The organism is Maribacter sp. R77961 (genome assembly GCF_044594925.1).
Classification (GTDB): Bacteria; Bacteroidota; Bacteroidia; order Flavobacteriales; family Flavobacteriaceae; genus Maribacter.
The window spans coordinates 48,499-75,169 of the sequence record NZ_CP138991.1 but is presented as its reverse complement, the minus strand read 5'-3'; the positions used below and the strand labels follow the sequence as shown (position 1 = coordinate 75,169).

General features: G+C 37.9%; 24 protein-coding genes. 12 read left to right on the top strand and 12 right to left on the bottom strand.

What is annotated here, in order from left to right; translation table 11 throughout:
- Window positions 1-129: 129 nt before the first annotated feature.
- Window positions 130-759: a hypothetical protein gene (locus SJY09_RS00310; protein WP_396636986.1), complete on the bottom strand. Its 630-nt coding sequence runs from the start codon at window positions 757-759 to the stop codon at window positions 130-132.
- 213 nt (window positions 760-972) lie between these two features.
- Between SJY09_RS00310 and SJY09_RS00305 the strand changes: the two genes are divergently transcribed.
- Entirely contained in the window at window positions 973-1,842 is an 870-nt protein-coding gene (locus SJY09_RS00305) for a DUF808 domain-containing protein (protein ID WP_396636985.1), read from the top strand.
- A 55-nt stretch (window positions 1,843-1,897) separates the two neighbouring features.
- Here SJY09_RS00305 and SJY09_RS00300 read toward each other — a convergent pair whose 3' ends face one another.
- From SJY09_RS00300 to metK, 3 genes are all read right to left on the bottom strand, one after another.
- A complete protein-coding gene (locus SJY09_RS00300) occupies window positions 1,898-2,878 on the bottom strand; it encodes an exo-alpha-sialidase (protein ID WP_396636984.1) in 981 nt (326 codons plus the stop codon).
- A gap of 192 nt (window positions 2,879-3,070) precedes the next feature.
- Complete coding sequence (locus SJY09_RS00295) at window positions 3,071-5,008, bottom strand: CocE/NonD family hydrolase (RefSeq protein WP_396636983.1); 1,938 nt, start codon at window positions 5,006-5,008, stop codon at window positions 3,071-3,073.
- A 138-nt stretch (window positions 5,009-5,146) separates the two neighbouring features.
- A complete protein-coding gene (gene metK, locus SJY09_RS00290) occupies window positions 5,147-6,403 on the bottom strand; it encodes a methionine adenosyltransferase (RefSeq protein ID WP_396636982.1) in 1,257 nt (418 codons plus the stop codon).
- Between the two features lie 332 nt (window positions 6,404-6,735).
- On the opposite strand from metK, the gene SJY09_RS00285 reads away from it, so the two are divergent.
- Window positions 6,736-7,350 (top strand): deoxynucleoside kinase, encoded by a 615-nt coding sequence (locus tag SJY09_RS00285; protein WP_396636981.1) that lies wholly within the window; start codon window positions 6,736-6,738, stop codon window positions 7,348-7,350.
- A gap of 5 nt (window positions 7,351-7,355) precedes the next feature.
- Here SJY09_RS00285 and SJY09_RS00280 read toward each other — a convergent pair whose 3' ends face one another.
- Window positions 7,356-8,357 (bottom strand): App1 family protein, encoded by a 1,002-nt coding sequence (locus SJY09_RS00280; protein WP_396636980.1) that lies wholly within the window; start codon window positions 8,355-8,357, stop codon window positions 7,356-7,358.
- A 208-nt stretch (window positions 8,358-8,565) separates the two neighbouring features.
- Between SJY09_RS00280 and SJY09_RS00275 the strand changes: the two genes are divergently transcribed.
- Complete coding sequence (locus SJY09_RS00275; RefSeq protein WP_396636979.1) at window positions 8,566-9,267, top strand: energy transducer TonB; 702 nt, start codon at window positions 8,566-8,568, stop codon at window positions 9,265-9,267.
- Window positions 9,268-9,326: 59 nt separating this feature from the next.
- On the opposite strand, the gene SJY09_RS00270 is transcribed toward SJY09_RS00275, so the two are convergent.
- The 4 genes from SJY09_RS00270 to SJY09_RS00255 form a co-directional block, all read right to left on the bottom strand.
- Complete coding sequence (locus SJY09_RS00270; protein ID WP_396636978.1) at window positions 9,327-11,750, bottom strand: sodium-translocating pyrophosphatase; 2,424 nt, start codon at window positions 11,748-11,750, stop codon at window positions 9,327-9,329.
- A 111-nt stretch (window positions 11,751-11,861) separates the two neighbouring features.
- Entirely contained in the window at window positions 11,862-12,389 is a 528-nt protein-coding gene (locus SJY09_RS00265) for an inorganic diphosphatase (RefSeq protein WP_396636977.1), read from the bottom strand.
- 76 nt (window positions 12,390-12,465) lie between these two features.
- Window positions 12,466-14,967 carry a DUF5686 family protein gene (locus SJY09_RS00260; protein ID WP_396636976.1) on the bottom strand — a complete coding sequence of 834 codons (2,502 nt, stop codon included), beginning with the start codon at window positions 14,965-14,967 and terminating at the stop codon, window positions 12,466-12,468.
- 103 nt (window positions 14,968-15,070) lie between these two features.
- The gene (locus SJY09_RS00255) at window positions 15,071-16,048 is read right to left on the bottom strand and encodes a pyruvate dehydrogenase complex E1 component subunit beta (RefSeq protein ID WP_396636975.1); all 978 of its coding nucleotides are present in this window, start codon (window positions 16,046-16,048) and stop codon (window positions 15,071-15,073) included.
- A gap of 174 nt (window positions 16,049-16,222) precedes the next feature.
- Here SJY09_RS00255 and SJY09_RS00250 point away from each other — a divergent pair, with 174 nt between their 5' ends.
- The 8 genes from SJY09_RS00250 to SJY09_RS00215 all read left to right on the top strand — a co-directional run bounded on the left by SJY09_RS00250 (window position 16,223) and on the right by SJY09_RS00215 (window position 23,679).
- The gene (locus tag SJY09_RS00250; protein ID WP_396636974.1) at window positions 16,223-16,963 is read left to right on the top strand and encodes an electron transfer flavoprotein subunit beta/FixA family protein; all 741 of its coding nucleotides are present in this window, start codon (window positions 16,223-16,225) and stop codon (window positions 16,961-16,963) included.
- 26 nt (window positions 16,964-16,989) lie between these two features.
- Window positions 16,990-17,958 carry an electron transfer flavoprotein subunit alpha/FixB family protein gene (locus SJY09_RS00245; protein ID WP_396636973.1) on the top strand — a complete coding sequence of 323 codons (969 nt, stop codon included), beginning with the start codon at window positions 16,990-16,992 and terminating at the stop codon, window positions 17,956-17,958.
- A gap of 87 nt (window positions 17,959-18,045) precedes the next feature.
- Window positions 18,046-18,675: a bifunctional nuclease domain-containing protein gene (locus SJY09_RS00240; protein WP_396636972.1), complete on the top strand. Its 630-nt coding sequence runs from the start codon at window positions 18,046-18,048 to the stop codon at window positions 18,673-18,675.
- Between the two features lie 17 nt (window positions 18,676-18,692).
- Window positions 18,693-20,159, top strand: coding sequence for a NupC/NupG family nucleoside CNT transporter (locus tag SJY09_RS00235; protein ID WP_396636971.1), 1,467 nt, complete (start codon window positions 18,693-18,695; stop codon window positions 20,157-20,159).
- A gap of 173 nt (window positions 20,160-20,332) precedes the next feature.
- Window positions 20,333-21,157: a thymidylate synthase gene (locus SJY09_RS00230; protein WP_396636970.1), complete on the top strand. Its 825-nt coding sequence runs from the start codon at window positions 20,333-20,335 to the stop codon at window positions 21,155-21,157.
- 71 nt (window positions 21,158-21,228) lie between these two features.
- Window positions 21,229-22,389 (top strand): ergothioneine biosynthesis protein EgtB, encoded by a 1,161-nt coding sequence (gene egtB / locus SJY09_RS00225; protein WP_396636969.1) that lies wholly within the window; start codon window positions 21,229-21,231, stop codon window positions 22,387-22,389.
- A gap of 16 nt (window positions 22,390-22,405) precedes the next feature.
- Window positions 22,406-23,380 (top strand): L-histidine N(alpha)-methyltransferase, encoded by a 975-nt coding sequence (gene egtD, locus SJY09_RS00220; protein WP_396636968.1) that lies wholly within the window; start codon window positions 22,406-22,408, stop codon window positions 23,378-23,380.
- A 17-nt stretch (window positions 23,381-23,397) separates the two neighbouring features.
- Window positions 23,398-23,679: a DUF427 domain-containing protein gene (locus tag SJY09_RS00215; protein ID WP_396636967.1), complete on the top strand. Its 282-nt coding sequence runs from the start codon at window positions 23,398-23,400 to the stop codon at window positions 23,677-23,679.
- 74 nt (window positions 23,680-23,753) lie between these two features.
- Here the strand turns inward: SJY09_RS00215 and SJY09_RS00210 are convergent, their stop codons facing one another.
- Together SJY09_RS00210 and SJY09_RS00205 are read right to left on the bottom strand one after the other, a co-directional pair.
- Window positions 23,754-24,050, bottom strand: a complete 297-nt coding sequence (locus SJY09_RS00210) for an isoamylase early set domain-containing protein (RefSeq protein WP_396636966.1) — start codon at window positions 24,048-24,050, stop codon at window positions 23,754-23,756.
- Window positions 24,051-24,201: 151 nt separating this feature from the next.
- The gene (locus SJY09_RS00205; protein WP_396636965.1) at window positions 24,202-25,287 is read right to left on the bottom strand and encodes an aminotransferase class V-fold PLP-dependent enzyme; all 1,086 of its coding nucleotides are present in this window, start codon (window positions 25,285-25,287) and stop codon (window positions 24,202-24,204) included.
- Window positions 25,288-25,397: 110 nt separating this feature from the next.
- Here SJY09_RS00205 and SJY09_RS00200 point away from each other — a divergent pair, with 110 nt between their 5' ends.
- Window positions 25,398-25,883: a dihydrofolate reductase gene (locus tag SJY09_RS00200; protein WP_396638574.1), complete on the top strand. Its 486-nt coding sequence runs from the start codon at window positions 25,398-25,400 to the stop codon at window positions 25,881-25,883.
- Here the strand turns inward: SJY09_RS00200 and murI are convergent.
- On the bottom strand, window positions 25,880-26,668 hold the full coding sequence (gene murI / locus SJY09_RS00195; protein WP_396636964.1) for a glutamate racemase: 789 nt from the start codon (window positions 26,666-26,668) through the stop codon (window positions 25,880-25,882). The genes SJY09_RS00200 and murI overlap by 4 nt on opposite strands.
- Window positions 26,669-26,671: the final 3 nt, after the last annotated feature.

Genomic DNA, 26,671 nt, shown 5'->3' with positions numbered 1-26,671 from the left:
CTACTATACTGTAGTGTTATGGTTTAAATCATAAATTTTATGAAAAATCAAAGAATAAGTTCCTGTATTATAAACTTTTCCCCGCTATAAATTGTTTTAAACCAATACTATTCCTGCTTTATCTGTCGTTTAATTTACAGTAAAAAAGAATTCGTCCCCTGATGATTCCACATCAAGTATGAGAGAAGTTATTTCACAATTGGTCAAGCCGAGAAAATTAGTTTCTCCTTTAACCGGATAAGAATTTAAAATCTCCGTATTCCGATTGTCATTTTTCAATATTATTGGCCCTTCCCAAGACAGAACAAAATCACCAGAAGTTTTGGCCACAAAGCCTATTTCATATTCATAAAACGACATATCCGCACGAAGTTCTGCAACGGTTATCAGTTTTGATTCCGGGCATTGCCGTGCCAACTCCGTAACTCCTTTTAGCACTATAATCTCAAAATCAATTAATGCTTCTTTGGTATTACTATCGCCATTCTCCTCCGTCAATTGCAGCACATCAACCAAATCTTTAATAGTCTCGTTTGGGTTCCTAATAGAATCCGAAGTAACTTCATCGAATAGCATGGATGAAACCTGTCCAGAAACCCATATGGTATCATTTAGACTAAAGTTTGGTCCTTGAGAAATCGACACTTTGGTTTCATTAGGGACAGTGAGCGTATCAAAGTTATCCTTCTCACACAATACGGCCAATAATAAAGGGGAAGTCGAGATAATCAATACTATTTTTCTTAAGCTAGTTCTCATTCTATTTTATTAAATAACAACCCAGATGTTGTTTACCCTACTCGTGAATACCTTTATTTTCAAAAGCAACAATACTATAAATTTACAATGGGACGAATATACTTCATATATAGTTGTACTATTTCTAAAAAAAGGTCTTTGAGGACCTATTTATGGTGAATGAATTCTACTGTTTCCATATCCTAGTTTATATTTGACAACTTAAATACTATTATGGCCTCAGGATTTTTTGCAGTTTTAGATGATGTAGCAGCTTTATTGGACGATGTTGCGGCAATGAGTAAAATCGCTACCAAAAAAACCGCAGGAATTTTAGGCGACGACTTGGCCGTTAACGCCGAAAAAGCCTCTGGTTTCGTTTCTAAAAGAGAACTTCCGGTACTTTGGGCAATAAGCAAAGGCTCATTATTAAATAAGATTATTATCTTACCCATAGCGTTTTTGTTAAGTGCTTTTTTACCGTGGGCAGTTACCCTAGTCCTAGTGCTTGGAGGTCTGTATCTTGCCTTTGAGGGTGCAGAAAAGATATATGAATTCTTTGTACCCCATGAAAAAACCCATATTCCTGCTGACGCCGAAGCACCTAGCAAAAGTGATATTTTAGCTATTGAAAAAACAAAAATAAAATCGGCCATTGTTACGGATTTTATACTCTCTGTTGAAATTGTAATTATTGCCTTGGGTACCGTTCTAGACCAACCTTTGGCAACTCAAATAGCGGTAGTCTCCATAGTGGCTTTAATTGCTACTGTGGGTGTTTATGGCATTGTAGCACTTATTGTACGAATGGACGAGTTTGGGGCTCATCTTATTAATATTACAGAGGGTGATAATAGCATATCTGATGTTATCGGAAGGTTCTTTGTAAATGCCCTACCCAAGGTTATTAAGGCCTTATCCGTTATTGGTACTATTGCTTTATTATTGGTTGCAGGAGGAATTTTCGTTCATAATCTTGATTTTCTACACGGCATTTTACCTAACATACCCAGCATCATAGTCGAATTTGTCATAGGATTAATTGCCGGGTTTTTAATGTTATTACTGTATAAAGGGGTAAAGAAAGTCTTCAAGAAGAAATAGTAGCATTTTTTGTTTCTAGCTTACATGATTAAATACTCTACTTTTAAAGTGGAAACTAATCTTTAGTTTTCTTTCCTGTAGTGTAAGTATCTTTTCCATTTGTTAGCCAATCCAACGTAAATCTTGCAAAAACATTTTCTTGATAATCATCTTTTTCAAAGAATATTCCGAGTGAACCATCTTTTAAAACACTCATTGAAGAGTAAGCTGCACTTTGAGTATAGATTACTTTTGATATAGGCCACGTTTTACCCTCGTCATAGCTTAACCTTACAGTCAGATTAGTACGTCCGTTTTTAGAGAATGCATTAGAAAACAACAGCCTATTTTTATCACTACCCTTTCCAGTTCTGGAATACCTAACAACACTTGCATTACAACCCGGATCTATTAACGAAGAATCCGGATTAGAAACCCATGTTTTACCCCTATCCCTTGAAGTATGCACATATCTTGTACCTAAATCATTTACTCGACTATTTACCATCCAAGTTCCGTCATCCAATTCTACTACTTTAGACTCATCCGCAGGTTTTATCGGCGTGTCAATTAAATTCCAACTTTCTCCATGATTATCGCTTGCAAAAAGATATAGTCCCTTTCTTAAATTTACGATGGTATGTAATAAGGTACCATCTGACGTCCGTATTCCGCGGCCAGAAGTGATAAACTTAAAATCGCCATGCCAATCAGGTAGAGTCAGTTGCTTTGTAATATCTATTGGCGAACTCCACGTACGTCCATTATCCATACTTTTAATCATTTTAAAGTAATAGACGTCCTTCTCCTTATCTAAGTCCATATAGTTAAAGAACCTTAGAATGGTACTTGTAGCAGAATCGAGAATAAAAGAAGGGTCAGAAGCTGATTTTCCTTCTGGATAATCTATTATAGTCTCAATAGGCAACCAATTAATACCATTATCCGTACTCCTTCTTAGGACGATATTGATATCCCTATTATCCCTTAAATCTGAGCAAGAGGGAACTCTTTCATCTATAGCAGCAAGTAAATCTCCATTTGGTGCGGTTATCATTGCTGGTATTCTATAACATGCTACGCCAAAAGTAGTTCCAGTATCAAACAAATTTGAATATTCAAATCCACTGTCTAAAGTTTTAACGACTTGTGATTGACCATGGCAATAAATGACCATAACCAAGAACAAGTAAGAAATTAAACACCTCATTATGATACATCAATTAAACTATTAATCTAATAGCATGGTCTACCTCAACACAGAAAACTCCACACTAGAATCCGTAAATACGGTATGGGTCTGGGTTTTAAAGTCGGCCTCATCTGCCTTAAAGATATTATCAACATAGGTCTGCGGATTTAGGTCTATTAAAGGAAACCAGGTGCTCTGTACCTGCACTTGAAGCTTGTGCCCCTTTTTAATGGTATGGAATACATCTTGCAGCTTTATGTTCACTTCCGTTTTTTCATTTGGAACAAAAGGCTCTGGCTTAGAAAAACTATTTCTGAACCGTCCACGGAGTACTTCACTGCGCACCATTAGATGATAATTACTCATTTTTAAATGATCTTGCATTTCTTCATTGGTTTCCACGTCTGCCGGATGCACATCAATAATCTTCACAATCCAATCTGCGGCATCTCCCGTGGTGGCCACTTTTAACTTCGCCAATATATCACCGGCCAAGGTAAAGTCTTCTTCCATAACTTCGGTTTCAAAAACCAAAACATCGGAACGTCGAGCGGCAAAACGTTGGTCATCTGTCATATATTTACGTGGCGTAAATACAGATTTAATGTCCTCCGAATACGGAACCGGCTTCTTAATATCGCTTATAAATTTAATTCCTGTATTTCCTTTTACGACCGACGTAAGTTCTTGATTTTCGGAAAGAAAAAATTCTTGCTTTGTAGTGCCATTGGGTGGCCAAGCATCGTACTCTTTCCATTCTTTTCTACCAGAATCATATACATAGGCCTCTGGCAAACCACTATTCGCATCCCCATCACCTTTAAGAAAATGATTAAAGAATTTGGTCTCTATTTTTTCTTGGAAAAATTCTGATATAGAATCGCCAAAATAATAGTTCCCTACTAAATTTCTTCCGTTACGTCTTGCCCAACGCCCATGGTCCCAGGGTCCAAAAACCATGGTATTGTAGCCATCGGAATTCTTCTCGATATTTTTATAAGTCTCTAAAGGACCATATAAATCTTCAGCATCAAACCAACCTCCAACAATCATGGTAGCTACGTGAGACTTTGACTTGTCCAAATGTTGTATTAAACCACGACTTTGCCATAGTTCATCATAATTTGGATGTTCCTTTAATTCATTCCAAAAGTAATCGTCCGTCATGCCATCCGGGGCTATACTTATCTCGTCCTTGATATCATATTCAAAGAATGAATTAAGATTTTTTAATGGTCCTTTATCCAAGAAAAACTGATACTGGTCTTCAGTTTGTAAATCGGGTAGACTGTACCAAGCTGTGTCTATAGGTTGGTCCCCATTAGGTCTTGGCGTACCAAATAAAGAAGTAGCTCTAAAATAGCTCAACAAATAAGCTCCATTATGATGAAAATCGTCAAAGAAAAAATCTCCGATACATGCTTGGGGAGACGATGCCTTTAAAGCCGGATGTGCATCTATAGTAGCGTAGGTAGCATAATAGCCGGGATATGATATTCCCCAAACCCCTACGTTACCATTGTTGTGCGCTACATTGTTCACCAACCACTCGATAGTATCATAGGTATCCGTACTCTCGTCTACATCTTTATCAGACGTTTTGTTAGGTATATAGGCACGCATATTTTCATAGTGACCCTCACTTAACCATCTTCCACGCACATCTTGGTAGACGATGATATTACCCTCTTTCATTAAATGGATATTTGGACCAATCTGCGTTTTAAACTCACCTTCACCGTAAGGTCTTGAGCTATAAGGCGTGCGTTGCATAAGAATAGGGTATTCTTTGGAAATATCCTTTGGCGTATATATGGTGGTGTGTAAGGTGATACCATCTCGCATCTCAATATCCACTTCTTTTTTGGTGTAATTATCAGAAACATAGGTTTCAGAAATTTCAGCTTCTAGGCTCTTGTTTGTTTTAGAACAGGAAATAAGAATTAAAGAAAAGGAAACTAAGGTAAGAGTATAACGGCGTATAAGTTTTGACATGGCATTTTAATTTTAAGTCTTAAAGCTAGTGAAGTTCATGAAATTGCGGAAATAAAAAAGGAACCTCATTACAAGTTCCTTTTTTAAGCTTTACTAAGACTTAAGTTTTAAATCTTATAATTAGTTCAACAAATAAATCTATAAGCCAAAAACTTCTTTTACGGCTTCTACCATGTCCAATTTCTCCCAAGTAAATAATTCTACATTCTTCTCCACCTTACCGTTATACGGAGATTCAAAAACTTTAGTTACGGTTACCGGTTCCTTGCCCATATGCCCATAAGCCGCAGTTTCTAAATAAATAGGATTACGAAGCTTTAATCTTTCTTCTATAGCAAAAGGTCTCATATCGAACAATTTAGCAACTTTTTCGGCTATAGCGCCATCGCTTAGTCCAATATTAGAAGTGCCATAAGTATCTACATAAATAGATGTTGGCTCTACCACACCAATGGCGTAACTAACCTGTACTAAAATTTCATCCGCAACGCCAGCGGCAACCAAATTCTTTGCTGCATGCCTTGCTGCGTAAGCAGCACTGCGGTCTACCTTACTCGGGTCTTTTCCACTAAAGGCACCACCACCATGAGCTCCTTTACCGCCATAGGTATCTACTATGATTTTACGCCCTGTAAGACCCGTATCTCCATGAGGTCCGCCAATCACGAATTTCCCCGTCGGGTTGATATGATAGGTGATTTTATCATCGAATAATTCTTGAATTGCAGCTGGCAACTGGGCTTTTACCCTTGGTATAAGCACCGCAACAATATCAGATTTTATTTTGGCCAACATCCTTTCATCATCCTCATCAAAGGCATCATGCTGGGTTGAAACCACTATAGTATCTATACGTTGTGGTAAATTATCATCAGAATACACGATAGTCACCTGAGCTTTAGCATCGGGTCTCAAATACTTTATTTCCTTATTCTCTCTTCGCAAATCCGCCAAAACCTGTAAAAGCTTATGGGAAATATCTAACGCCAATGGCATGTAGTTTTCAGTTTCCCTTGTGGCATAACCGAACATCATCCCTTGATCACCAGCACCTTGTTCTTCCTTAACACCTCTATCCACGCCTTGATTAATGTCTTGTGATTGTTCGTGAATCAGTGAAATTACACCGCAAGAATCTCCGCTAAATTGATATTCCCCTTTGGTATATCCAATCGTGTTAATAACTTCTCTTGCTATATTCTGCACATCTAAATAAGTATTGCTCTTTACCTCACCTGCCAAGACTACTTGACCTGTGGTTACCATGGTCTCGCAAGCGACCTTACTTTCTGGGTCAAAAGCTAAAAAATGATCTAAAAGCGCATCACTGATTTGATCGGCCACCTTATCCGGGTGTCCTTCACTAACTGATTCTGAAGTAAATAAATATGCCATTCTACTTTTTAATTAATGGAAGATTTGACGTGGTATCGTAAACTTGCTTACACCAGTAGCGAGAAGATTCCCAACACTATCGGGAAACTGCTTTAGCATTTTTAACGAGGTTGCAATCAGTCAAATCCTTCCTCTCTATTGATTGTACAAAAGTATGAAAATTGTTATGTTCTAAAAACTATTAGGATTCATTTTCTCCTTATTTAGCCCTACAAAAATACGCTTTCAAATATTCATGGTATTTCATCCACAATTTTTCCTAAAGCTTAATATACTTTGTATATTGTGCGGTACATCATTTGCTTTTAACTAACCATTAAAGAACTTCAAAAATGCATATTGCGGTAGCCGGAAATATAGGAGCAGGAAAAACTACCCTGACAAAATTATTGGCAAAACATTATAAATGGGAAGCACATTTTGAAGATGTTGTGGACAACCCTTATTTGGATGATTTCTACAATCAAATGGAGCGTTGGAGCTTTAACCTGCAAATCTATTTTCTTAATAGCCGATACCGACAAATTCTACAAATACGCGAAAGTGGCAAAGATGTCATCCAAGATCGTACCATTTACGAAGATGCACACATATTTGCCCCTAACCTACATGCGATGGGTCTTATGACCAATAGGGACTTTCAGAACTATTCCGATTTGTTTAACCTCATGGAAAGTTTGGTGGAGCCACCAGAACTTTTAATTTACCTTAGAAGCTCTATCCCCAATCTGGTAAAGCAAATTCATAAGCGAGGAAGAGAATATGAAAATACCATCTCTATTGATTATTTAAGCCGACTTAACGAAAGGTACGAAGCTTGGGTGCATGGTTACGAAAAAGGTAATCTTTTGATTATTGATGTTGATCAACTCGATTTTGTAGATAATCCCGAAGATTTGGGAAGTATTATCAATAAGATTGATGCGGAAATCAATGGCCTCTTTTAGGCTACCTAAATAAAACCGTGCTCTTGGGCATGGATTATAGCATCTTCCGTTTCCTTAACAAGTAAAAAAGGCACCTCCCTAAATTCGTTAAACAATTTGGTTACCCTTTCAATTCTTTTTTCGTCATTGACACTTCTTAGGTAGATAGCCTTTATCTGACTTGGATATTTTTTAGCGACTTCTATATAAATATCACCGTCTTTTTCCCCACTATCTCCAATAAGCACAAAGGGTAAGTCTGGATACATTTCTAGAATATTTACAATTTCATGCTGCTTTTGGGGGGCAACACTTTTTCTATTTCTGGCTCTAAAACTAGCCATGCTTCTTAATAGAATTGGACCTTTAGGAAAGTTATTCGTTTTTAAAAATAATTCTAAATAGCGGTATAAATTCCATGGGCTATGACTAACATAAAATATAGGGTTTGAAGCTGTTCCTGTTTTACCCCTGTGCAACCTGTGATAAAAAGATGCCGTCCCTTCTAAAGCGGACCTTTTTGTAGCTCGTTTGAAAATTGTATTCATCAACACCCTCCATTTCAATGAAGATACCACACCGGTATGCAGGATAGTATCATCTATATCACTGATTACTCCGTAATTTGCCTTACTACTTGGTATAAGCATTTCTGACGGGAACCTGTTCTGATGTAGAATTTCTCTTTTTAGATTGGTATCTAAATAGGATAACTCAAGCTGTACCCAGCCCTCAGTATTTGCCATAACGGCAAGATGGTTCACTTCTTCATCTACAACAAAATATCCATCCTTATCCGTAGTTGCCCTATAGACAGCTGCATTGGGTAGTTTTACACGAATAGCGGTGTGTTTTATTTCATCGGTCTCAAAACGCTTCCAGGTATTTTGTATTAATTTAAAAAAACCTTTTTCCTGCAAATCTATCTCCTCATCTTCCAAAGCACGTCCTCTTACGTGTAATTTATTTGCCTTGCCATAACCTTGAAATCCTAGAATTTGAAGTTTATCCTTTTTAAATATACCCATAAACCAAAAGTAGTATATCTCATGAATTATGCTGCCTCATATGATATGGGAAATAACGTAAACACGATAATGTGCGTTTCCCTCACTCAACTTGGGGTTTAACTCATTATACCTTCTTTATGAGTTTTTTAGACAATAGCTTTAATGGATATTCAGAAAATATTGTGTAACCCTATTTGCTATTACAGCAAGTGCAAACTTTAAAATTATGAAACTTAAAAAGAATCCCAAAAAAGACATCAACAAAAGAAGTGGTGTTTATTTCGCTTTTGGACTAGTAATGGTAATGCTGCTTTCTTACGTGGCCTTGGAATGGAAAACCTATGAACCTGAAACTACCTATGATGTTGCCATGAACGTTACGGAAAGTGCTATCGAAGAAGAACCTGTAGAGAAGTTTAAAATAGAAAAACCTAAAATTAAGCAGGTATTACCACCAGAAATTAAAATTGAAGAAGACGACGTAGAAATTGAGGAAACAGAAATTCTTTCTACAGAAGCGGACACCGATACAGAAGTTTTAGAATATGATGATATTGAGGTTGAGGAGGTCGAAGAAGAAGTAAATGTAAATTGGGTTACCATTGAAGAAGTGCCAGTGTTTCCTGGCTGTGAAAAAGAAAAGGACAAAAGAGCTTGTTTTAACAAGATGATGCAGAAACATATTAAAAAACACTTTCGCTATCCTGAAATGGCTCAAGAAATGGGACTTCAAGGAAGGGTTAATACGCAGTTCATAATCCACAAAGACGGTAGTATTGGTACGATATTGAAAAGAGGTCCGCATGAAGTATTAGAACAAGAGGCAGAGAGAATTCTAAAAAAACTCCCTAAAATGATTCCCGGAAAACAACGCGGAACTGCCTTGAAAGTTCCATTTGCACAACCCATTACCTTTAAACTACAATAAACAAAAAACCCTTCATGAAAATCCATGAAGGGTTTCTTTATATCGAGCAAGAACAATATCTAGTTTATTTCCCCTTTTACCTCTTCAACAACTTTTTCTATCTGAACTTTAACATCTTCGGACGTAGCATTAAAAGCTGCTATTTTAGCTTTTACTTCTTCCGCTGTACCCTCAAAAACTTGTTCAGAAACAGATTCCTCACCATTTTCCGTAGTTGTAGTCACGACTACCGCTCTTGAAGTACCATCTTCGTTGTTGTCCATAGTTACCTCAACACTTCTTTCCATTTGACTGGAAACAACTTCAGTGGTAGCTTTAGCTTCGTTATAAGCCGTCATGCTATCTCCGCTCATTGCAATACTTGGTGCAATTACCAAGGCAACAACGGACATTAATTTCAACAAAATATTCAAAGATGGCCCTGAAGTATCCTTAAAAGGATCACCAACGGTATCTCCAACAACAGCAGCTTTATGCGCTTCCGTTCCTTTTCTACCTTGTTCTTCTATCATCTTTTTAGCGTTATCCCAAGCACCACCTGCGTTTGACTGGAAGATAGCCATTAGTACCCCACAAGTAGTAACCCCAGCTAAAAGGCCTCCTAACATTTCAGCACCTCCTATAAAACCAACAGCAACTGGCACAGCAATAGCTAATAAACCGGGTAATACCATTTCTTTAATAGAGGCTTTTGTAGAAATATCAACACATTTGTCGTATTCCGCGTAACCATCCGCAGCGTCAAAAATTTCTCTTTGTGCAGGAGTAGCTTTGGACATATCGGAATCTACCGCCCTCATTACTTCTAGTGCCGCTTTTAATTGTGGAATATCCCTAAACTGACGACGAACTTCTTCGATCATTGCCATTGCGGCTCTACCCACGGCATTCATGGACAGTGCAGAGAAAACAAAAGGCAACATACCACCAACTAAGAGACCTGCCATTACGGTAGGCTTAGAGACATCGATAGCCGTTACGTTGGCTGTCTGCATAAATGCGGCAAATAGTGCTAAAGCCGTAAGTGCGGCAGAGGCAATGGCAAAACCCTTACCAATTGCAGCCGTAGTATTACCGACAGCATCTAATTTATCCGTGCGCTCTCTTACTTCAGGTTCTAATTCTGCCATTTCAGCAATACCACCAGCATTATCAGAAATTGGTCCGTATGCGTCAACAGCTAATTGAATTCCCGTATTGGCCAACATACCAACAGCAGCAATTGCGATTCCGTATAATCCTGCAAAATGGTGTGATACCAAAATAGCCGCAGCAATTAACAAAATTGGAATCATGGTAGACATCATGCCTACTCCTAAACCTGCAATAATTGTCGTTGCGGCACCAGTTTCTGATTGCTTTACGATAGAATTTACCGGTTTAGTACCTGTACCTGTATAATATTCGGTAACCTTACCTACTGCCAAACCAGCAACAAGACCTGCTAAAACTGCCATGAACACACCTAAGGAACCGTACTCTACGCCTCCAAAAGTCCAACTTGCAGGTAGCATGTTCGTTATAATGAAGTAAGACGCTACAAGCATAAGACCCGCAGAACCGAATTCTCCAATATTCAAGGCCGTCTGTGGGTTACCACCATCTTTTACTTTTACAAAGAAAGTTCCAATAATAGACATAATAATACCTACCGCTGCAAGAACCAAAGGAAGATAAACCGCACCTAAACCATCGAAAGCTGCAGAGAAAGCAGGTATTTGTACGAAAGCTGCGCCAAGAACCATAGTACCGATAATTGAACCTACATAGGATTCAAATAAATCAGCACCCATACCTGCAACATCGCCAACGTTATCTCCTACGTTATCTGCAATTGTCGCCGGGTTTAATGGGTGATCTTCTGGAATACCAGCTTCTACTTTACCAACCAAATCAGCTCCTACATCCGCGGCCTTAGTGTAAATACCACCACCAACGCGTGCAAATAAAGCAATGGAAGATGCTCCTAATGAGAAACCGGAAAGTACGTTCAATACTTCTCCTAATTCCCAACCTTGTCCGCTATATATCATAAACAAACCACTTAGGCCTAAAACTCCAAGACCTACAACACCAAGTCCCATAACGGCTCCACCTGCAAAAGCAACTTCTAATGCCTTACCAAGAGACTGTCTTGCTGCATTAGTAGTTCTAACGTTTGCCTTGGTCGCTACTTTCATTCCAATAAACCCGGCCAATGCAGAACAAATAGCTCCAACAATAAAGGATACCGCAACCATCCCGTTTGATCCTTCTTCACTGCTTCCTTTGAAAAACAGAAGAGCAGCTACTGCTACCACAAAGATCGAAAGGATTTTATACTCGGCCTTTAAGAAAGACATTGCACCATCTGCAATATTCTTGGCAATACGAGCCATTTTGTCGTCTCCGACTTCTTGTTTACCTACCCAGGCATTTTTGATCGCTACAAATAATAGTGCCAAGACACCAAATGCAGGTAAAAATTGTACAATTAATTCCATTTGCTTAGTTGTTTTATAGTTTTTTAAACGGGTGCTAAAGTACTAAAATCAAATAGAATAAAAAAAGCCACTTTTATTACTAAAAATGGCTTTTTGCGATAAGAAATTTATCTATATCGTAAAGGTACGTTTCTTTTTATGTTCGCTTTCATCATAACGCTTTACACATTCGTGGTAAATCTTTATAGCTTCCGCCGCATTACCCCAACCACCTGTATCTACTTTCTTTTCCTCTAAATCCTTATAGACCTTAAAAAAATGTTTGATTTCTTTTTTACGGTGCGGATTTATATCGCTTAAATCGTACTTATTGTTCCAAACCGGGTCACTTACAGGTACGCATATAATTTTTTCATCTGGTCCCTTTTCATCCGTCATATGAAAAACACCAATAGGTCTTACTTCCATAACCACCATAGGATAAGTAGGTTCCGTCCCTAAAACCAAAACATCCAAAGGATCTTGGTCTAACGCCAGGGTCTCTGGCACAAATCCGTAATCACCCGGATACATCATAGATGAGAATAACATGCGATCAAATCTAATTTTATGAAGGGTAAAATCATATTCGTACTTATTCCTACTCCCTTTTGGTATTTCTATTAGAACATCAAAAGTTACTTCTTCATTCTTAATCATATTACTTAACTATTTATTCAATGAATACTATCTCAACGGCGCATCACGGACTTAATTGCAGTACCTACCCTATTTATTAAAAATTGAAACCAAAAGTTCCGGTAACCCCAAAAGGCCTTGCTTCTGGATTATCGAGGTAATTACCTCTAAAATTAAAATCAATCCTAAAGATTTTAAAGATATTTCCTATTCCCAAAGAATACTCGTAGTATATCTTTTCAGAAGGGGCCCTTAACGGTGTGTTAATAGTAGCAGGTGCACTTAGGGCAATATTCTCATCGGACAAATCTCCCCACACTCCACGTAAACCAATAATTTCCCTCAGATTCAATTTACGTAAAAATGGTATTCTAGAGAAAAGACGACCATTAAAATTATGCTCTAGATGCACTGCGGCATAGGTATCTGTTACAAATTCATAAAAATCTAGGTTGGGAAAGGTTCCGTAATTGGAAAAAAACGTTTGATTACCTGGAACTACACTTAACAGTCCTAACGGTACTTCTCCAAAGGTTTTACCCAGCTCAACTGTACTCATTAACCTACCAAAACCTCCAAGTTGCCAGGGTTGACTGTAAGAGAATTGAAGTTTACTATAATTAAAATCGCTATCCAAGAACCCATTTGTCCCTTTTGTGAAATTTAGTAGCAACGTACTGTAAGTATCATTTACGTCCCTTCTCTCCACACCATACCCAATGGTCTGTTTACCTGGAGTATATACGAGTAGGGTATTAAAATCAAATTGCCTTATCTCCGATGCTATGCCCGTGGGAGATGTTGCATCAATATAATCCAGACTAAAATCATTTGGCAATGCTGAGCTAAGCGTTCTAAACGTGCCTCCTACCGAAACCCGTACATTGGTAACAGGTTCAATCTCAAAACTCAATGCACTTAAATTAATATTTGTTAATCTATTATTAGCACCAACCGTTAGTAACGAAGAAGATGCCACACTTCTTCCCAAAACATCGTTAGTAGCGGTCAAACTCACCCCAAGTTGTTCAATATCCCTTCTATTCCCTCCTGAAACGATCAACCTACTCTTTTGGTCCAACAAGAATTTCCCGGATATACCGTGCTTCACCTTTTTGTCCGTAAAACCATAAGCCCCATAACCCTCAACGCGCCATAAATCATTCTGACCACGATACGTTCTGGCACCTAAACGAACTCTTGGACCCTCGGCATCATTGAAACCAAAAAAATCATAAATGGTACCTATATCCAAGTTCCATTTATCGATTTCTACATATCCAGAGCCCAAAACACTTACAACATTATAGTAGGACTTGAACTTGGGAACTGTTTTTAAAGTGTCCAATAACTTATAAATTCCTGCTTCGTCCTTATTTAAAGATTCCAGTCTATTTTCTTCCCAAAAAGCATCATCTTTTACGATGAGCTTAGGATCTAAAGGATTTCCTTTATTTCGGTAAAACTCTTTTGGCTGTACCTTATCAAATTGATAGTTATCGAAAACCGTTGTTCGCTTACCATAAACACCCCTGGATTCCTCTTTCTTTTGAAAGCTAAAATCACTCAACATATAATCCCGTTTAAGTAAAAAGACGGAATCGTTCATCACCTCGAAATCTTGCTCGATATAAATTTCCTTTACCCAGTTGATATTAGCACTTTTTGTTACCTCAAGGTTGATGTTCTTTATAGCCCAGGTAGAGTCGTTAACCCAAAAATCACCTTTAAATGTAAGTTCATTTTTACGACGCGGATAGTACACGATGTTATAGCACCATTTACTGTCGATATAGGCGCTATCCCTAAGCGCATAATTATAGGTATCCACACCTGTTCGTGATAGTGGACTAGTAAAGCTTTTATCAAAAAACTTTAAGTAATTGTCATAAATATCATAATTCTGATAAAGGTCCTTTACAAATGCGATGATGGCCTGATTGTTATCAAAACCTGAATTCTTATTCCCTAAAATTTCCTCTATCTCTTCTTTAAGACTATTATCACCATATACCTTAGAAAATGTTTCGTTCAGAAATATTGGCAAATAGGTTTTTCCTGTGATTCGTGATGTATCCAAATCCTGAAATACGAACTCAAGACCCTTGAAAATTTTTCTTTTCATCAGGGCGCTATCTATGGTATTTAAGTCGAACTCTACTTTTTCATACTTATCAAAAGCGTATTGTTTGAATTTACGCACACCATTCTCTCGCTTTTTAGCCCATATTTTTCGAAGGATATCTACGGCCGGATTGTTCTTTTTTGACTGCTTTCCAGAAATTAAAACGACCTCGTTCAATTGCTCCGTTGCTTCTAAAAGCACCACTTTCATCCCATAGGTCACTTTTGACTCTAAGGTAATTTCCTGATTCTTGAACCCGATGAACGAAACAATCAAAACCTCATGATTATTATCCGACTCCATGTAAAATCTCCCGTTATCGTTGGTGATAGTGCCTTCGGTCGAATTCTTGAACAAAACATTAGCGAAAGCTACGGGCTCACCAGTTTCATCCAGAACAATACCGCTAACTTTAGTCTGAGCACCTACATTAGTGATAAAAAAAAGAAAAAAAGAAAATATGATTTGTTTCATGAATGATGATGTTCTCAAAAGCTAGACTGCAAATAGCATACCAACAAAAAAGCTTCTTTGACCTTGGTCGAAGAAGCTAAGATACTTTTACAAAGTATGATTATTATTTATATAATACCTTTTTTACTGCTTTAACCACATCCTTATGGTTTGGCAACCACTCTTCCAACAATACAGGTGAATAAGGAGCGGGTGTATCCGCAGTATTAATTTTAACTATGGGAGCATCCAAATAATCAAAGGCATGAGCCTGAATATGATAGGTAATTTCCGTTGCAACATTACCAAAAGGCCAAGCTTCCTCTAATACTACCAAACGATTGGTTTTCTTTACAGACTTTAAAATTGCTTCGTAATCCATCGGTTTTACCGTACGTAAATCTATAATTTCACAACTAATACCTTCCTTTTCTAACTCGTCGGCAGCTTTATCCGCTTCCTTTATAATCTTACCAAAAGATACAATAGTCACATCATTACCCGCTCTTCGTATGTCAGCTACACCTAAAGGAATGGTGAACTCTCCTTCAGGGACCTCTCCCTTATCTCCGTACATCTGTTCCGATTCCATAAAAATCACTGGATCGTCATCTCTAATTGCCGCCTTTAAAAGTCCTTTAGCATCTGCCGGATTAGATGGCACCACTACCTTAAGACCAGGACAGTTGGCATACCAACTTTCAAATGCTTGTGAATGTGTAGCGGCCAATTGGCCCGCTGAAGCTGTAGGTCCTCTAAAAACAATAGGACAAGGAAATTGTCCTCCGGACATTTGTCTAATCTTAGCCGCATTATTTATAATTTGGTCTATACCGACCAAAGCAAAGTTAAATGTCATAAATTCGACTATAGGCCTATTTCCTGTCATTGTGGAGCCAACGGCCACACCAGCAAAACCTAATTCAGAGATGGGTGTATCAATAACCCTTTTTTCTCCAAATTCATCCAACATACCCTTAGAAGCTTTATAGGCACCGTTATATTCAGCAACCTCCTCACCCATCAAATAAATGGATTCATCTCGTCTCATCTCTTCTGACATGGCTTCGGCGATAGCCTCTCTAAACTGTAGTGTTTTCATGTTTATGGATAATTAATCAATTCTATTCGTGTGAAAGCAAGCAAAAATAGCAAATTATATATCAATTTAATGAATGCTGGAATCAAAAAAAGTTATAAAATTTACTATGCATGCATAGTAAATTCAGAAATTATTAGCTATCTTCGTTCCCATCATTTTAAAAGAATTTCATAAATGAAAATACTAGTTTGCATAAGTAATGTTCCTGACACTACTTCAAAGATAAATTTTACCGAAGGTGATACTGAATTTGATACGAACGGGGTTCAATTCGTAATCAACCCAAACGACGAATTTGGATTGACCAGAGCAATGTGGTTCAAAGAAAAACAAGGTGCCTCGGTACATGTTGCTACGGTTGGAGGTGCCAATGTAGAACCTACAATGCGTAAAGCTTTAGCCATTGGAGCTGATGAAGCTATACGCATAAATGCAGAACCTACCGATGGTTTTTTTGTTGCGCAACAACTTGCAAATGTTGTTAAGAATGGAGCATATGATTTGATAATAGGTGGAAGAGAATCTATTGACTATAATGGCGGAATGGTACCTGGTATATTAGCTTCGTTATTGGATATGAATTTCGTAAACACTTGCGTGCAACTTGAAGTAGACGGTACCAATGCTACAGCAACAAGGGAAATTGATGGTGGCAAAGAAACCTTAAGCACCAGCCTTCCTTTAGTAATTGGGGGACAAAAAGGTCTTGTTGAAGAAAGTGATTTACGCATCCCCAACATGAGAGGCATTATGCAGGCACGTCAGAAAAAATTATCTGTTGTAGAACCTGTTGAGACCGTTAAAACAACCGAAGACAAAAAGTTTGACAAACCTGCACCAAAGGGAGCTGTAAAACTTGCAAATGATGTGGACGAATTGGTAAGCCTTCTTCACAATGAAGCAAAGGTAATATAGGAAGTAAACTTAAAAAGAAAGAAAGAATGTCAGTCGTAGTATATACAGAATCCGAAAACGGAAAATTGAAGAAAAATGCGTTTGAAGTAGCGTCTTACGCCGCCGAAGTTGCGAAACAATTAGGAACATCCGCCACTGCAGTATCCATTAACTGTAAAGAAAACGAACTTTTAGGAGATTATGGCATCACCAAGGTCTTGAACGTTACAAGCGATACGCTTAGTACTTTTAACGCCAAGGCTTATGCCGAAGTTGTTGCCAGTGCGGTTAAAAACGAGTCCGCGACCATAACAATCGTAAGCTCCAGTGCGGACACCAAATTTATGGCACCACTTTTAGCGGCCTCTTTGGATGCCGGTTACGTGCCAAATGTTGTTGACGCTCCAGAAAGTACAAGCCCCTTTATCGTAAAAAGGACTGTATTTAGCAATAAGGGTTTTGCCCATACGGCCATAAATTCTGAAAATAAGTTAGTGGGTGTTTCCAACAATGCTTTTGGAGCTATTGAAAATAAGGTCACAGCCACTATTGAAGATTTTACCGTAGCCTTATCCGATAATGCATTTAACACGAAATCGACGGAGATAGACAAGGTTGTTGGAAAAGCCACAATTGCCGATGCCGATATTGTCGTATCCGCAGGAAGAGGTCTAAAAGGTCCAGAAAATTGGGGAATGGTTGAAGAATTAGCCGACATCCTTGGTGCCGCCACAGCATGTTCAAAACCGGTTTCCGATTTAGGTTGGAGGCCGCATGGAGAGCACGTTGGACAAACAGGAAAACCAGTTGCCAGTAATCTTTATATCGCTATTGGAATCTCCGGAGCCATACAACACCTAGCAGGCGTAAGCTCATCAAAAACAAAGGTTGTTATTAATACGGACCCCGAAGCTCCGTTTTTTAAGGCCGCAGATTACGGTATCGTAGGTGATGCTTTTGAAGTAGTGCCACAACTCATAGAAAAATTAAAGGATTTTAAAGCGCAAAACAGCTAAATTTTGTTAATTTGTGCCCCGAAAGGGCTGTTCAAATAATTGGAGTCCCCAAGTATCTGAACAGCCTTTTTTATTTTAAACTATCCGATGAGTCTAGTACGATTGAAAATTAAGGGCATTTCCTATAGCCAAACGCAAAATGGCGCATACGCCCTTATATTGAACGAAGTTGAGGGAGACCGAAAATTACCCATTGTCATAGGGGCTTTTGAAGCACAATCCATTGCCATAGCCTTGGAGAAAGAAATAAAACCACCCAGACCCCTTACCCATGACCTTTTTAAGAATTTTTCCGATAGGTTTGAAATTGTCGTAAAACAAGTTATCATCCATAAGCTGGTAGATGGTGTTTTTTATTCCAGTATTATTTGTGAACGAGACGGTATAGAAGAAATTATTGACGCAAGAACCAGTGATGCGATCGCTTTAGCACTTCGTTTTAACGCACCTATTTTTACCTATAAGACCATTCTAGACAAAGCTGGCATTTTTCTGAAGTTCTCACCTAAAGATGGTGACAAGAAAGATAGTGATGATAGTATCATGGTAGATGAAATACTTCAAGAAGGTGAAACTATTTCTATAGATTCTGGCGCTACGGATGGTTACACAGAACTGAACATAGAAGAACTTGAAAAAGAACTGGCTAAGGCAGTGGCTAACGAAGACTACGAAAAAGCTGCGAAGCTAAGGGATGAAATATCCAAAAGAAATTAATGGACAAATCCCGATCTATGAAGAAAGGTACTTGGTTGCTTATCGCATCATTCTTACTTGTAACACTTAGCCTTTTTTCTCAAACTACCGAACCAGAGGTTCAATCGATTGACAATACCGTGGAAACCAACATAGTACACGATGTGGCATCAAATGCTTTAAATACTGCTATTCCTAGTGAAGGTTTTTCTATAAATAGTCTATGGCGGGGCGTTTTGGGTATGATAGTCTTACTCTTCTTTGCATTTATCTTTAGCGCTAATCGCAGGGCTATAAATTGGAGAACCGTAGGTATTGGGCTCTGCCTCCAGCTTTTAATTGCCATCGGAGTACTTAAGGTACCCTTTGTACAATTGGTATTTGAACAAATCGGTAAAATATTCGTTAGCATTTTAGAATTTACACGTGCTGGCAGTAAATTTCTTTTTGAAGGACTTGTAGTCGATACAGGTACCTTTGGTTACATTTTCGCTTTTCAGGTATTACCTACCATAATTTTCTTCTCCGCGTTAACTTCCCTTCTTTTTTATTTAGGAATAATACAGAAGGTCGTTAAGTGGCTCGCCTGGTTACTATCTAAAAGTCTGGGTATCTCAGGAGCGGAAAGTCTTTCTGTCGCTGGTAATATTTTCTTAGGCCAAACAGAAGCTCCATTGCTGATAAAAGCTTATCTGGAGAAAATGACCAAATCAGAGATTCTCTTAGTCATGATCGGTGGTATGGCTACCGTTGCAGGTGCAGTTTTAGCAGCGTATATTGGGTTTTTAGGAGGCCAGGATGAAACACTACAATTACTATTTGCCAAACATCTTTTAGCAGCTTCCGTTATGGCTGCACCCGGTGCTATTGTAATTTCCAAAATGCTGTACCCACAGACAGAGGCCGTTAATACGGACGTAAGTGTATCTTCAGAAAAAATTGGCTCCAATCTACTGGATGCAATCGCCAATGGCACAACAGAAGGTTTAAAATTGGCAGTTAATGTTGGTGCCATGCTCTTGGTTTTCGTGGCAATAATCGCCATGGTAAACGGTATTTTAGAATGGGCAGGAGATTTCACAAATCTTAATGGTTGGATCGCAGAGAACACCTCGTATCAAAAGTTTTCTTTGGAAGCTATTTTGGGCACCATATTCGCCCCATTAATGTGGTTAATAGGCATTGCCAAAGAAGATATCATGCTGATGGGACAATTACTTGGGATTAAATTAGCCGCTAGCGAATTTGTAGGTTATATCCAATTAGCGGAATTGAAGGACATGACCAGCTCACCACATCTTAAATTCAACAAATCAATTATAATGGCAACCTATATGCTTTGCGGTTTTGCCAACTTTGCCTCAATAGGAATACAGATTGGCGGCATAGGCTCACTTGCCCCAAGTCAAAGAAAAACGCTCTCAGAATTTGGAATGAAAGCCGTTTTAGGCGGTTCATTAGCCTCTTTACTCTCAGCTACCATTGCTGGAATGATTTTGGGGTAAAAGCCCCCTAACCCCCAAAGGGGGAACGCTGTTTCTTTTGGTTAATAATTATTTATAACTGATGTGTTTTTTTAGTACTTTCAGAACTCCATATTCTTATATTTAACTTCTTATAATTAGTATACATCTTTAACCAAAAGTTTCTCCCCTTTGGGGAGACGGAAGAGGGGCTTATGAAACAATATCACAATCTACTTCAACATGTACTAGCGGAAGGAAACCAGAAAGGTGATCGCACGGGAACAGGAACCAAAAGTGTTTTCGGCTATCAAATGCGATTTGACCTTAGTAAAGGCTTCCCAATGGTAACCACCAAAAAACTACATTTAAAGTCTATTATTTACGAACTTCTTTGGTTTTTAAAAGGCGACACCAATATTACATATTTGAAGGAAAACGGGGTTAGAATATGGAACGAGTGGGCTGATGAAAATGGTGACTTGGGTCCTGTATACGGACACCAATGGCGTAATTGGAACGATGATGAAATTGACCAAATCAAGGAAGTCATTCATTCTCTCAAAACCAATCCGAACAGCAGAAGAATGTTAGTATCTGCTTGGAATCCCAGTGTGCTTCCAGACACATCAAAATCATTCGCTGAAAATGTAGCGAACAACAAAGCTGCGTTACCTCCCTGCCATGCTTTTTTTCAATTTTATGTAGCCGATGGCAAATTATCTTGTCAGCTATACCAGCGAAGCGCAGATATTTTCTTAGGTGTACCGTTCAATATCGCCTCCTATGCATTATTCACCATGATGATGGCTCAAGTTTGTGGCTATGAAGCCGGAGATTTTATTCATACTTTTGGCGATGCCCATATCTACAATAACCATATGGATCAGGTTGAACTACAATTGAGTAGAGAACCAAGGCCTTTGCCTAAAATGGTAATCAACCAAGAAGTTAAGAATATTTTTGATTTTAAATTCGAAGATTTCACACTGGTAGACTACAACCCACATCCTCATATTAAGGCTGCCGTGGCGGTATAATAGCAATCTATTTATCTTTTACAGCAATAGTCAAAACTGTATTTTCTTTATCTTTATAGAAAATTGTTTTCATGGTACTTACCGATTCGCTTTTGGACCTTTTTATAGAGACCCGAAAGTACACAGAAACTATTTGTCTTCCGCTTGAGACCGAAGATTACGTAGTGCAACCCATTGTGGACGTATCCCCACCAAAATGGCATTTAGGGCACACTACCTGGTTTTTTGAGGAATTTATCCTTAAAGTATTTCAACCAGATTATAAAATCTATAATGCTGATTTTTCTTTCGTTTTCAACAGTTATTATGAAACTGTAGGCAAGAGAGTTGTTAGAGCGGATAGAGGTAATATGTCTAGACCTTCTGTACAAGAGGTTTACAACTACCGAAAATATGTAACCTCAGCACTCCAGGCTTTTCTGGAGAAAGTAGAAAACAAAACACTGCATCAAGTACTTGAAATAGGTATCCATCACGAAAAACAACATCAAGAATTACTGTTAACGGATATTAAATTTATTTTAGGGAACAATCCGCTACTTCCTTCCTATAGCAGCGCATTTAAAGAACATGCCGCTGAAACCCATACTAAAGAATGGATAAGCATAACCGAAGGAATTTATGAAATAGGTCATACTACTGACGATTTTTGTTACGATAACGAACTAGGAAGGCATAAAGTTTATCTCAACCCCTATTCCATATCAAATAAATTGGTGACCAACGGAGAATATATTGCGTTCATTGAAGCTGGAGGCTACCAAAGATTTGACCTTTGGCATGCAGAAGGGTGGGATTGGGTGAACAAAGAAGCTATTAGTGCGCCTTTATACTGGCACAAAATTGATGGTCAATGGCTCCATTACACTTTAGACGGTTTAAAAGAAATAGCCTTAGCCGAACCCCTGACCCATATTTCTTATTTTGAAGCTTTCGCCTATGCGCAGTGGAAGGACTGTAGACTTCCTACTGAATTTGAATGGGAAGCGGCGCAACACCTTTTTCCATGGGGACAACGTTGGGAATGGACCGAAAGTGCCTACCTTCCCTATCCTAAGTATCAAAAAGCAGATGGGGCTTTAGGCGAATACAACGGTAAGTTTATGGTAAACCAAAAGGTATTAAGAGGTAGTTCTGTAGCTACCCCAAAGAACCATGCTAGACCTACCTATCGCAACTTTTTTCAAACAAATTTAAGATGGCAATTTACCGGTTTAAGGTTAGCCAAATAATTACGACATAGCATCTATGCAGGACGAAACAGCACCAAAGTTTACCTCTTCATTTAAAAAAGAGGTTTACCAAGGTCTTACAGCTTATCCAAAGTATTTATCCTCTAAGTATATTTACGACAAGGCAGGGGACAAACTTTTTCAAGATATCATGGCTATGCCGTCGTATTATCTTACGGACACCGAATTTTCTATTTTAGAGAAACACAAGGAGGCTATAGCGTCCTATTTTTCCAATGGAAATAGTTTTTTCCATCTTATTGAAATGGGTGCTGGTGATGGTAAAAAAACAAAGATATTGCTCCGTCATTTTACTGAAAAAAATATCGATTTCACCTTTAAGCCCATAGATATTAGCCAGAATGCCCTAGATTCCTTGAAACAGAATTTACTACGGGAAATACCACAACTTAAAACGGAACCGTTACAAGGAACTTACTTTGAAACCTTGGAAACTCTTCATTTTAGTTCCGGGGAAAGAAAAGTAATTCTATTCCTAGGCTCTAATATTGGTAATTTATTACATGAGCAGGCCATTGACTTTCTATCCAAAGTAAAAGGTTATATGCAACCGAACGACCTATTATTTATAGGTTTTGACCAAAAGAAGAACCCGCAAACGATACTCGACGCTTACAATGACCAAAGTGGAATAACGGCAGCTTTCAACAAAAACTTATTAGTACGTATCAATAGGGAATTACATGCCGATTTTAATCTAGATAACTTTATCCATTGGGAAGTATATGACCCAGAGACCGGCACTGCAAAAAGCTTTTTGGTATCAAAGGAAAACCAAAAGGTACGCATATCCGATTTAAATCTTGATATTTCCTTTGAAGCTTGGGAAACCATCCACACAGAGATTTCTCAAAAATATGATGACAAAACGGTTCAATGGTTAGCAAAAAAATCAGGGCTGCAAGTTATCACCGAATTTACCGACTCAAAGAACTATTATAAAAATTACCTTTTTAAAAAATCTATTTAACAACTAAAATAAACGCTATGAAAGCTATTTGGAACAATACCGTAATTGCAGAAAGTGATGATACACTGGTAGTGGAGAACAATCACTACTTCCCAGCGGAAAGCATTAAAAAAGAATTCTTTAAAAGTAGTGACACCCATACGTCTTGTCCTTGGAAAGGCAAGGCCTCTTATTATACCCTAGAAGTAGACGGAAAACAAAACCCAGATGCGGCTTGGTATTACCCAGAAGTAAGCGAATTGGCAAAAGGCATCAAAGGTAGGGTAGCTTTTTGGAAAGGTGTTACGGTTGAAAAATAATAACCCATAACGGTTTTAAAATAAAAAAAGGCATGGATAAATCCATGCCTTTTTACCTGTCTAAATTGACTATACTATAATTCCAGAACAGCGTTCTCTGAACCTGCATAATCATTCCACTGATAACGATCAGCTTCTGTTTCATTTACATAAGCACCATCAACGATGTACTTAAACTCAAAAGAATTTTCTTTTGGAAGGTCAAACGTTCCTTTAAAAGTTCCGTTTTTCAATTTTTTTAATGTGCTACCTTTTGGGCTCCAATTATTGAAATCTCCAACTACAGCTACTTTTTTTGCTTCTTCAGCAGGTACGGTAAAAGTTACCTTACATACTGGCTTTGTTTTTAAATATTGTTTTGCAATTGCCATGGTAATTCGTTTTTAATATATACGGCAAAACTACTGCATTAAGATGCTCGTTTACAATGACTAATATCACTTTTATCATTTTCATAAAATTTTAGTAACATTTAACATCAATCACAAAAAAAACCTTCTAAAATTTAGAAGTAGATAATAGCTACAAGGCTGTCTTTAAGATTCTTACAATAGCATCTACCTCTTTTTCTGTATTGTAGAAATGAAAACTAAGCCTAATACCATCACCACGTTGCGCACAGAGCACATCATTATCTAATAATTTATTAAAAATATTGGTATTTGCCTTAATGTTAAAAATAGTACTGTGTGCTTTTCGTTCCATAATTCCATCCTCAAGTAATCCAAGGGAATTAAACTCTCGTTTTGCTTTTTCAGATAGCAAACGGTTGTGTTCAGAAATTTTGTCCATTCCTATGTTCTGTAAAAAATCCATTGAAAATTTTAAACTTCCAAAGTTTAAACAGGATAAATGCCCTGGCTCAAATTTCTTTGCAAAACGTATGGAATCCCTTTTATCAAAATCACCATTAGCTGCATTAAAACCAATAGTAGACAACTCAAACACCTCTTTAACTTGATCCGAAAATAGCATAAAACCATTACCGTAACCTGCTAATAACCACTTATAGGCACTAGCACCTAAAACGTCTATCCCAGAAGTTGCAAAGTCAAATGCTCTTGAACCGCAGAATTGCGTCCCATCTGCAATGATTATTAAATTAGGATAAATAGTTTTCAACTTTTTAATAAAAGCCAAATCAATCAGAAAACCATCTAGCCATTGCACCAGACTTAGGGCCAAAACATCAATTTTTGTAGCTGCAATAGTTGCTTCTATTTCTTCCTCAAGAGCAGAACTTGGCTGTAGATAGGTGATATCAAAATTCCTATTTTCAAAAGACCAGTTCACCGAAGGATAGTCATTTTCCAAAAGCAAAATTTTCTTTTTGGGATGCAGACCTTCCAACAACGTATTAAGACCGGTAGAAAAGTTACTGATTAAAGCAACATTTTCTCTTTTACAATTGAAAAATTTACCTACCGTTTTTCGTGTATCGGACAAAATACGTAATGATTTTTCTCGCATTTCACTACCGTGTAATAGAAAATCTAAATCGTGCTCTTGGCGCCAATCGATTAGCGAATCGTATAAAGGCCCGTAAACAGCCGTATTCGCATAAATACTTTTTCTAGTTACTGGAAATTCCTTTCTTATTTTATCCATTTAACCTAGGTTACATTATCTTTAACCTAAAGATAGCCATAGTCCTTTTTATTTGGCTCGTTTATTGCTTTTGATTACGATATAAATAGATTTTAGTGAACATTATTACCATGATAGCCGCCGCAGCGGAGAACAATGCCTTAGGAAAGGATAACGACCTTTTGTGGCACCTACCAGATGATTTTAAGCGTTTTAAAAAATTAACTACAGGACATAAAATCATCATGGGTCGTAAGACTTTTGAAAGTTTTCCGAAACCATTGCCTAATCGGGTTCATATTATTATCACCAGAGATAAAAATTATACGACGCCCTTCGAGGATTGTATAATTGTTCATAGCCTTGAAGAGGCGTTAAAACTGATTGTGAACGAAAATGTTTTTATCATCGGCGGAGGTGAGATTTACGAACAAGGATTACCTTTTTCCAATAAAATTGAACTGACACGGGTACATGGAACTTTTGAGGCGGACACATTTTTCCCAAATATAGATACCAAGTTATGGGAACTTGTCATTGAAGAACACCATCCAGCAGATGAAAAGCACAAGTATGCTTTTACGTACTTAACGTATCATAAGATTTTAAATTCCTAAAAATCTAAAAAACGTACCTCTTTCTGAGCATCGACCCCTAGTACAAAAGGTTCTAAGACTTTTACATCCGTATTGATGTAGAATCGATGCGTTCCAAAATCAAGAGTTTTATTCAAATTTCCAAATTTTTCCAAAATAGCCTTGGTTTGCCTAGCTACTGCCTCACCAGAATCTATGATTGTTACATGCTCTGGCAACAACTCTTTTATTATAGGGATTAAGTAGGGATAGTGCGTACACCCTAGTACAAGATAATCTATATCCTTCGCAATCATCGGTTTTAAAAATTCTTTTAGAAGCGCTCTCGTGGAAGCACTATGCAATGCTCCTTTTTCTATAAGTTCTACTAAACCTTTACCCTGCTGCTCAATAATTTCTATTCCTTCTGCATGGTTTTGAGCAGTACTATGAAACAAAGTACTGGACAAAGTTCCTTTAGTCGCCAACACGCCTACCCGTTTGGATTTTGAATTCAAGGCGGCCGGTTTTATCGCTGGTTCAATACCGATAAAAGGTATTTTGTATGTATTTCTTAAATAGTCAATAGCATTTGTGGTAGCTGTATTACATGCCACAACTATTAGTTTACATCCTTTGTTTAGAAGAAATTCGGTATTCTTAATACTTAGTCGAAGTATCTCATCAGGAGATTTTTCTCCATATGGCGCATTTCTACTATCTGCCAAATAAACAAAATGCTCATGAGGCAAAAGGCTATGGATTTCTTTCCATATAGATGTACCACCTACGCCCGAATCAAACATGCCAATAGGAAGATTACTCATAGT

Coding starts and splice junctions, on each gene's coding strand:
- SJY09_RS00295 (WP_396636983.1), bottom strand. CDS start 5,008: ATGTCAAAACTTATACGCCGTTATACTCTTACCTTAGTTTCCTTTTCT.
- SJY09_RS00255 (WP_396636975.1), bottom strand. CDS start 16,048: ATGAAAACACTACAGTTTAGAGAGGCTATCGCCGAAGCCATGTCAGAA.
- SJY09_RS00250 (WP_396636974.1), top strand. CDS start 16,223: ATGAAAATACTAGTTTGCATAAGTAATGTTCCTGACACTACTTCAAAG.
- egtD (WP_396636968.1), top strand. CDS start 22,406: ATGCAGGACGAAACAGCACCAAAGTTTACCTCTTCATTTAAAAAAGAG.
- SJY09_RS00270 (WP_396636978.1), bottom strand. CDS start 11,750: ATGGAATTAATTGTACAATTTTTACCTGCATTTGGTGTCTTGGCACTA.
- SJY09_RS00210 (WP_396636966.1), bottom strand. CDS start 24,050: ATGGCAATTGCAAAACAATATTTAAAAACAAAGCCAGTATGTAAGGTA.
- SJY09_RS00205 (WP_396636965.1), bottom strand. CDS start 25,287: ATGGATAAAATAAGAAAGGAATTTCCAGTAACTAGAAAAAGTATTTAT.
- metK (WP_396636982.1), bottom strand. CDS start 6,403: ATGGCATATTTATTTACTTCAGAATCAGTTAGTGAAGGACACCCGGAT.
- murI (WP_396636964.1), bottom strand. CDS start 26,668: ATGAGTAATCTTCCTATTGGCATGTTTGATTCGGGCGTAGGTGGTACA.
- SJY09_RS00275 (WP_396636979.1), top strand. CDS start 8,566: ATGAAACTTAAAAAGAATCCCAAAAAAGACATCAACAAAAGAAGTGGT.
- SJY09_RS00265 (WP_396636977.1), bottom strand. CDS start 12,389: ATGATTAAGAATGAAGAAGTAACTTTTGATGTTCTAATAGAAATACCA.
- SJY09_RS00280 (WP_396636980.1), bottom strand. CDS start 8,357: ATGGGTATATTTAAAAAGGATAAACTTCAAATTCTAGGATTTCAAGGT.
- SJY09_RS00310 (WP_396636986.1), bottom strand. CDS start 759: ATGAGAACTAGCTTAAGAAAAATAGTATTGATTATCTCGACTTCCCCT.
- egtB (WP_396636969.1), top strand. CDS start 21,229: ATGGTACTTACCGATTCGCTTTTGGACCTTTTTATAGAGACCCGAAAG.
- SJY09_RS00300 (WP_396636984.1), bottom strand. CDS start 2,878: ATGATAACCGCACCAAATGGAGATTTACTTGCTGCTATAGATGAAAGA.
- SJY09_RS00215 (WP_396636967.1), top strand. CDS start 23,398: ATGAAAGCTATTTGGAACAATACCGTAATTGCAGAAAGTGATGATACA.
- SJY09_RS00240 (WP_396636972.1), top strand. CDS start 18,046: ATGAGTCTAGTACGATTGAAAATTAAGGGCATTTCCTATAGCCAAACG.
- SJY09_RS00230 (WP_396636970.1), top strand. CDS start 20,333: ATGAAACAATATCACAATCTACTTCAACATGTACTAGCGGAAGGAAAC.
- SJY09_RS00245 (WP_396636973.1), top strand. CDS start 16,990: ATGTCAGTCGTAGTATATACAGAATCCGAAAACGGAAAATTGAAGAAA.
- SJY09_RS00260 (WP_396636976.1), bottom strand. CDS start 14,967: ATGAAACAAATCATATTTTCTTTTTTTCTTTTTTTTATCACTAATGTA.
- SJY09_RS00305 (WP_396636985.1), top strand. CDS start 973: ATGGCCTCAGGATTTTTTGCAGTTTTAGATGATGTAGCAGCTTTATTG.
- SJY09_RS00200 (WP_396638574.1), top strand. CDS start 25,398: ATGATAGCCGCCGCAGCGGAGAACAATGCCTTAGGAAAGGATAACGAC.
- SJY09_RS00285 (WP_396636981.1), top strand. CDS start 6,736: ATGCATATTGCGGTAGCCGGAAATATAGGAGCAGGAAAAACTACCCTG.
- SJY09_RS00235 (WP_396636971.1), top strand. CDS start 18,693: ATGAAGAAAGGTACTTGGTTGCTTATCGCATCATTCTTACTTGTAACA.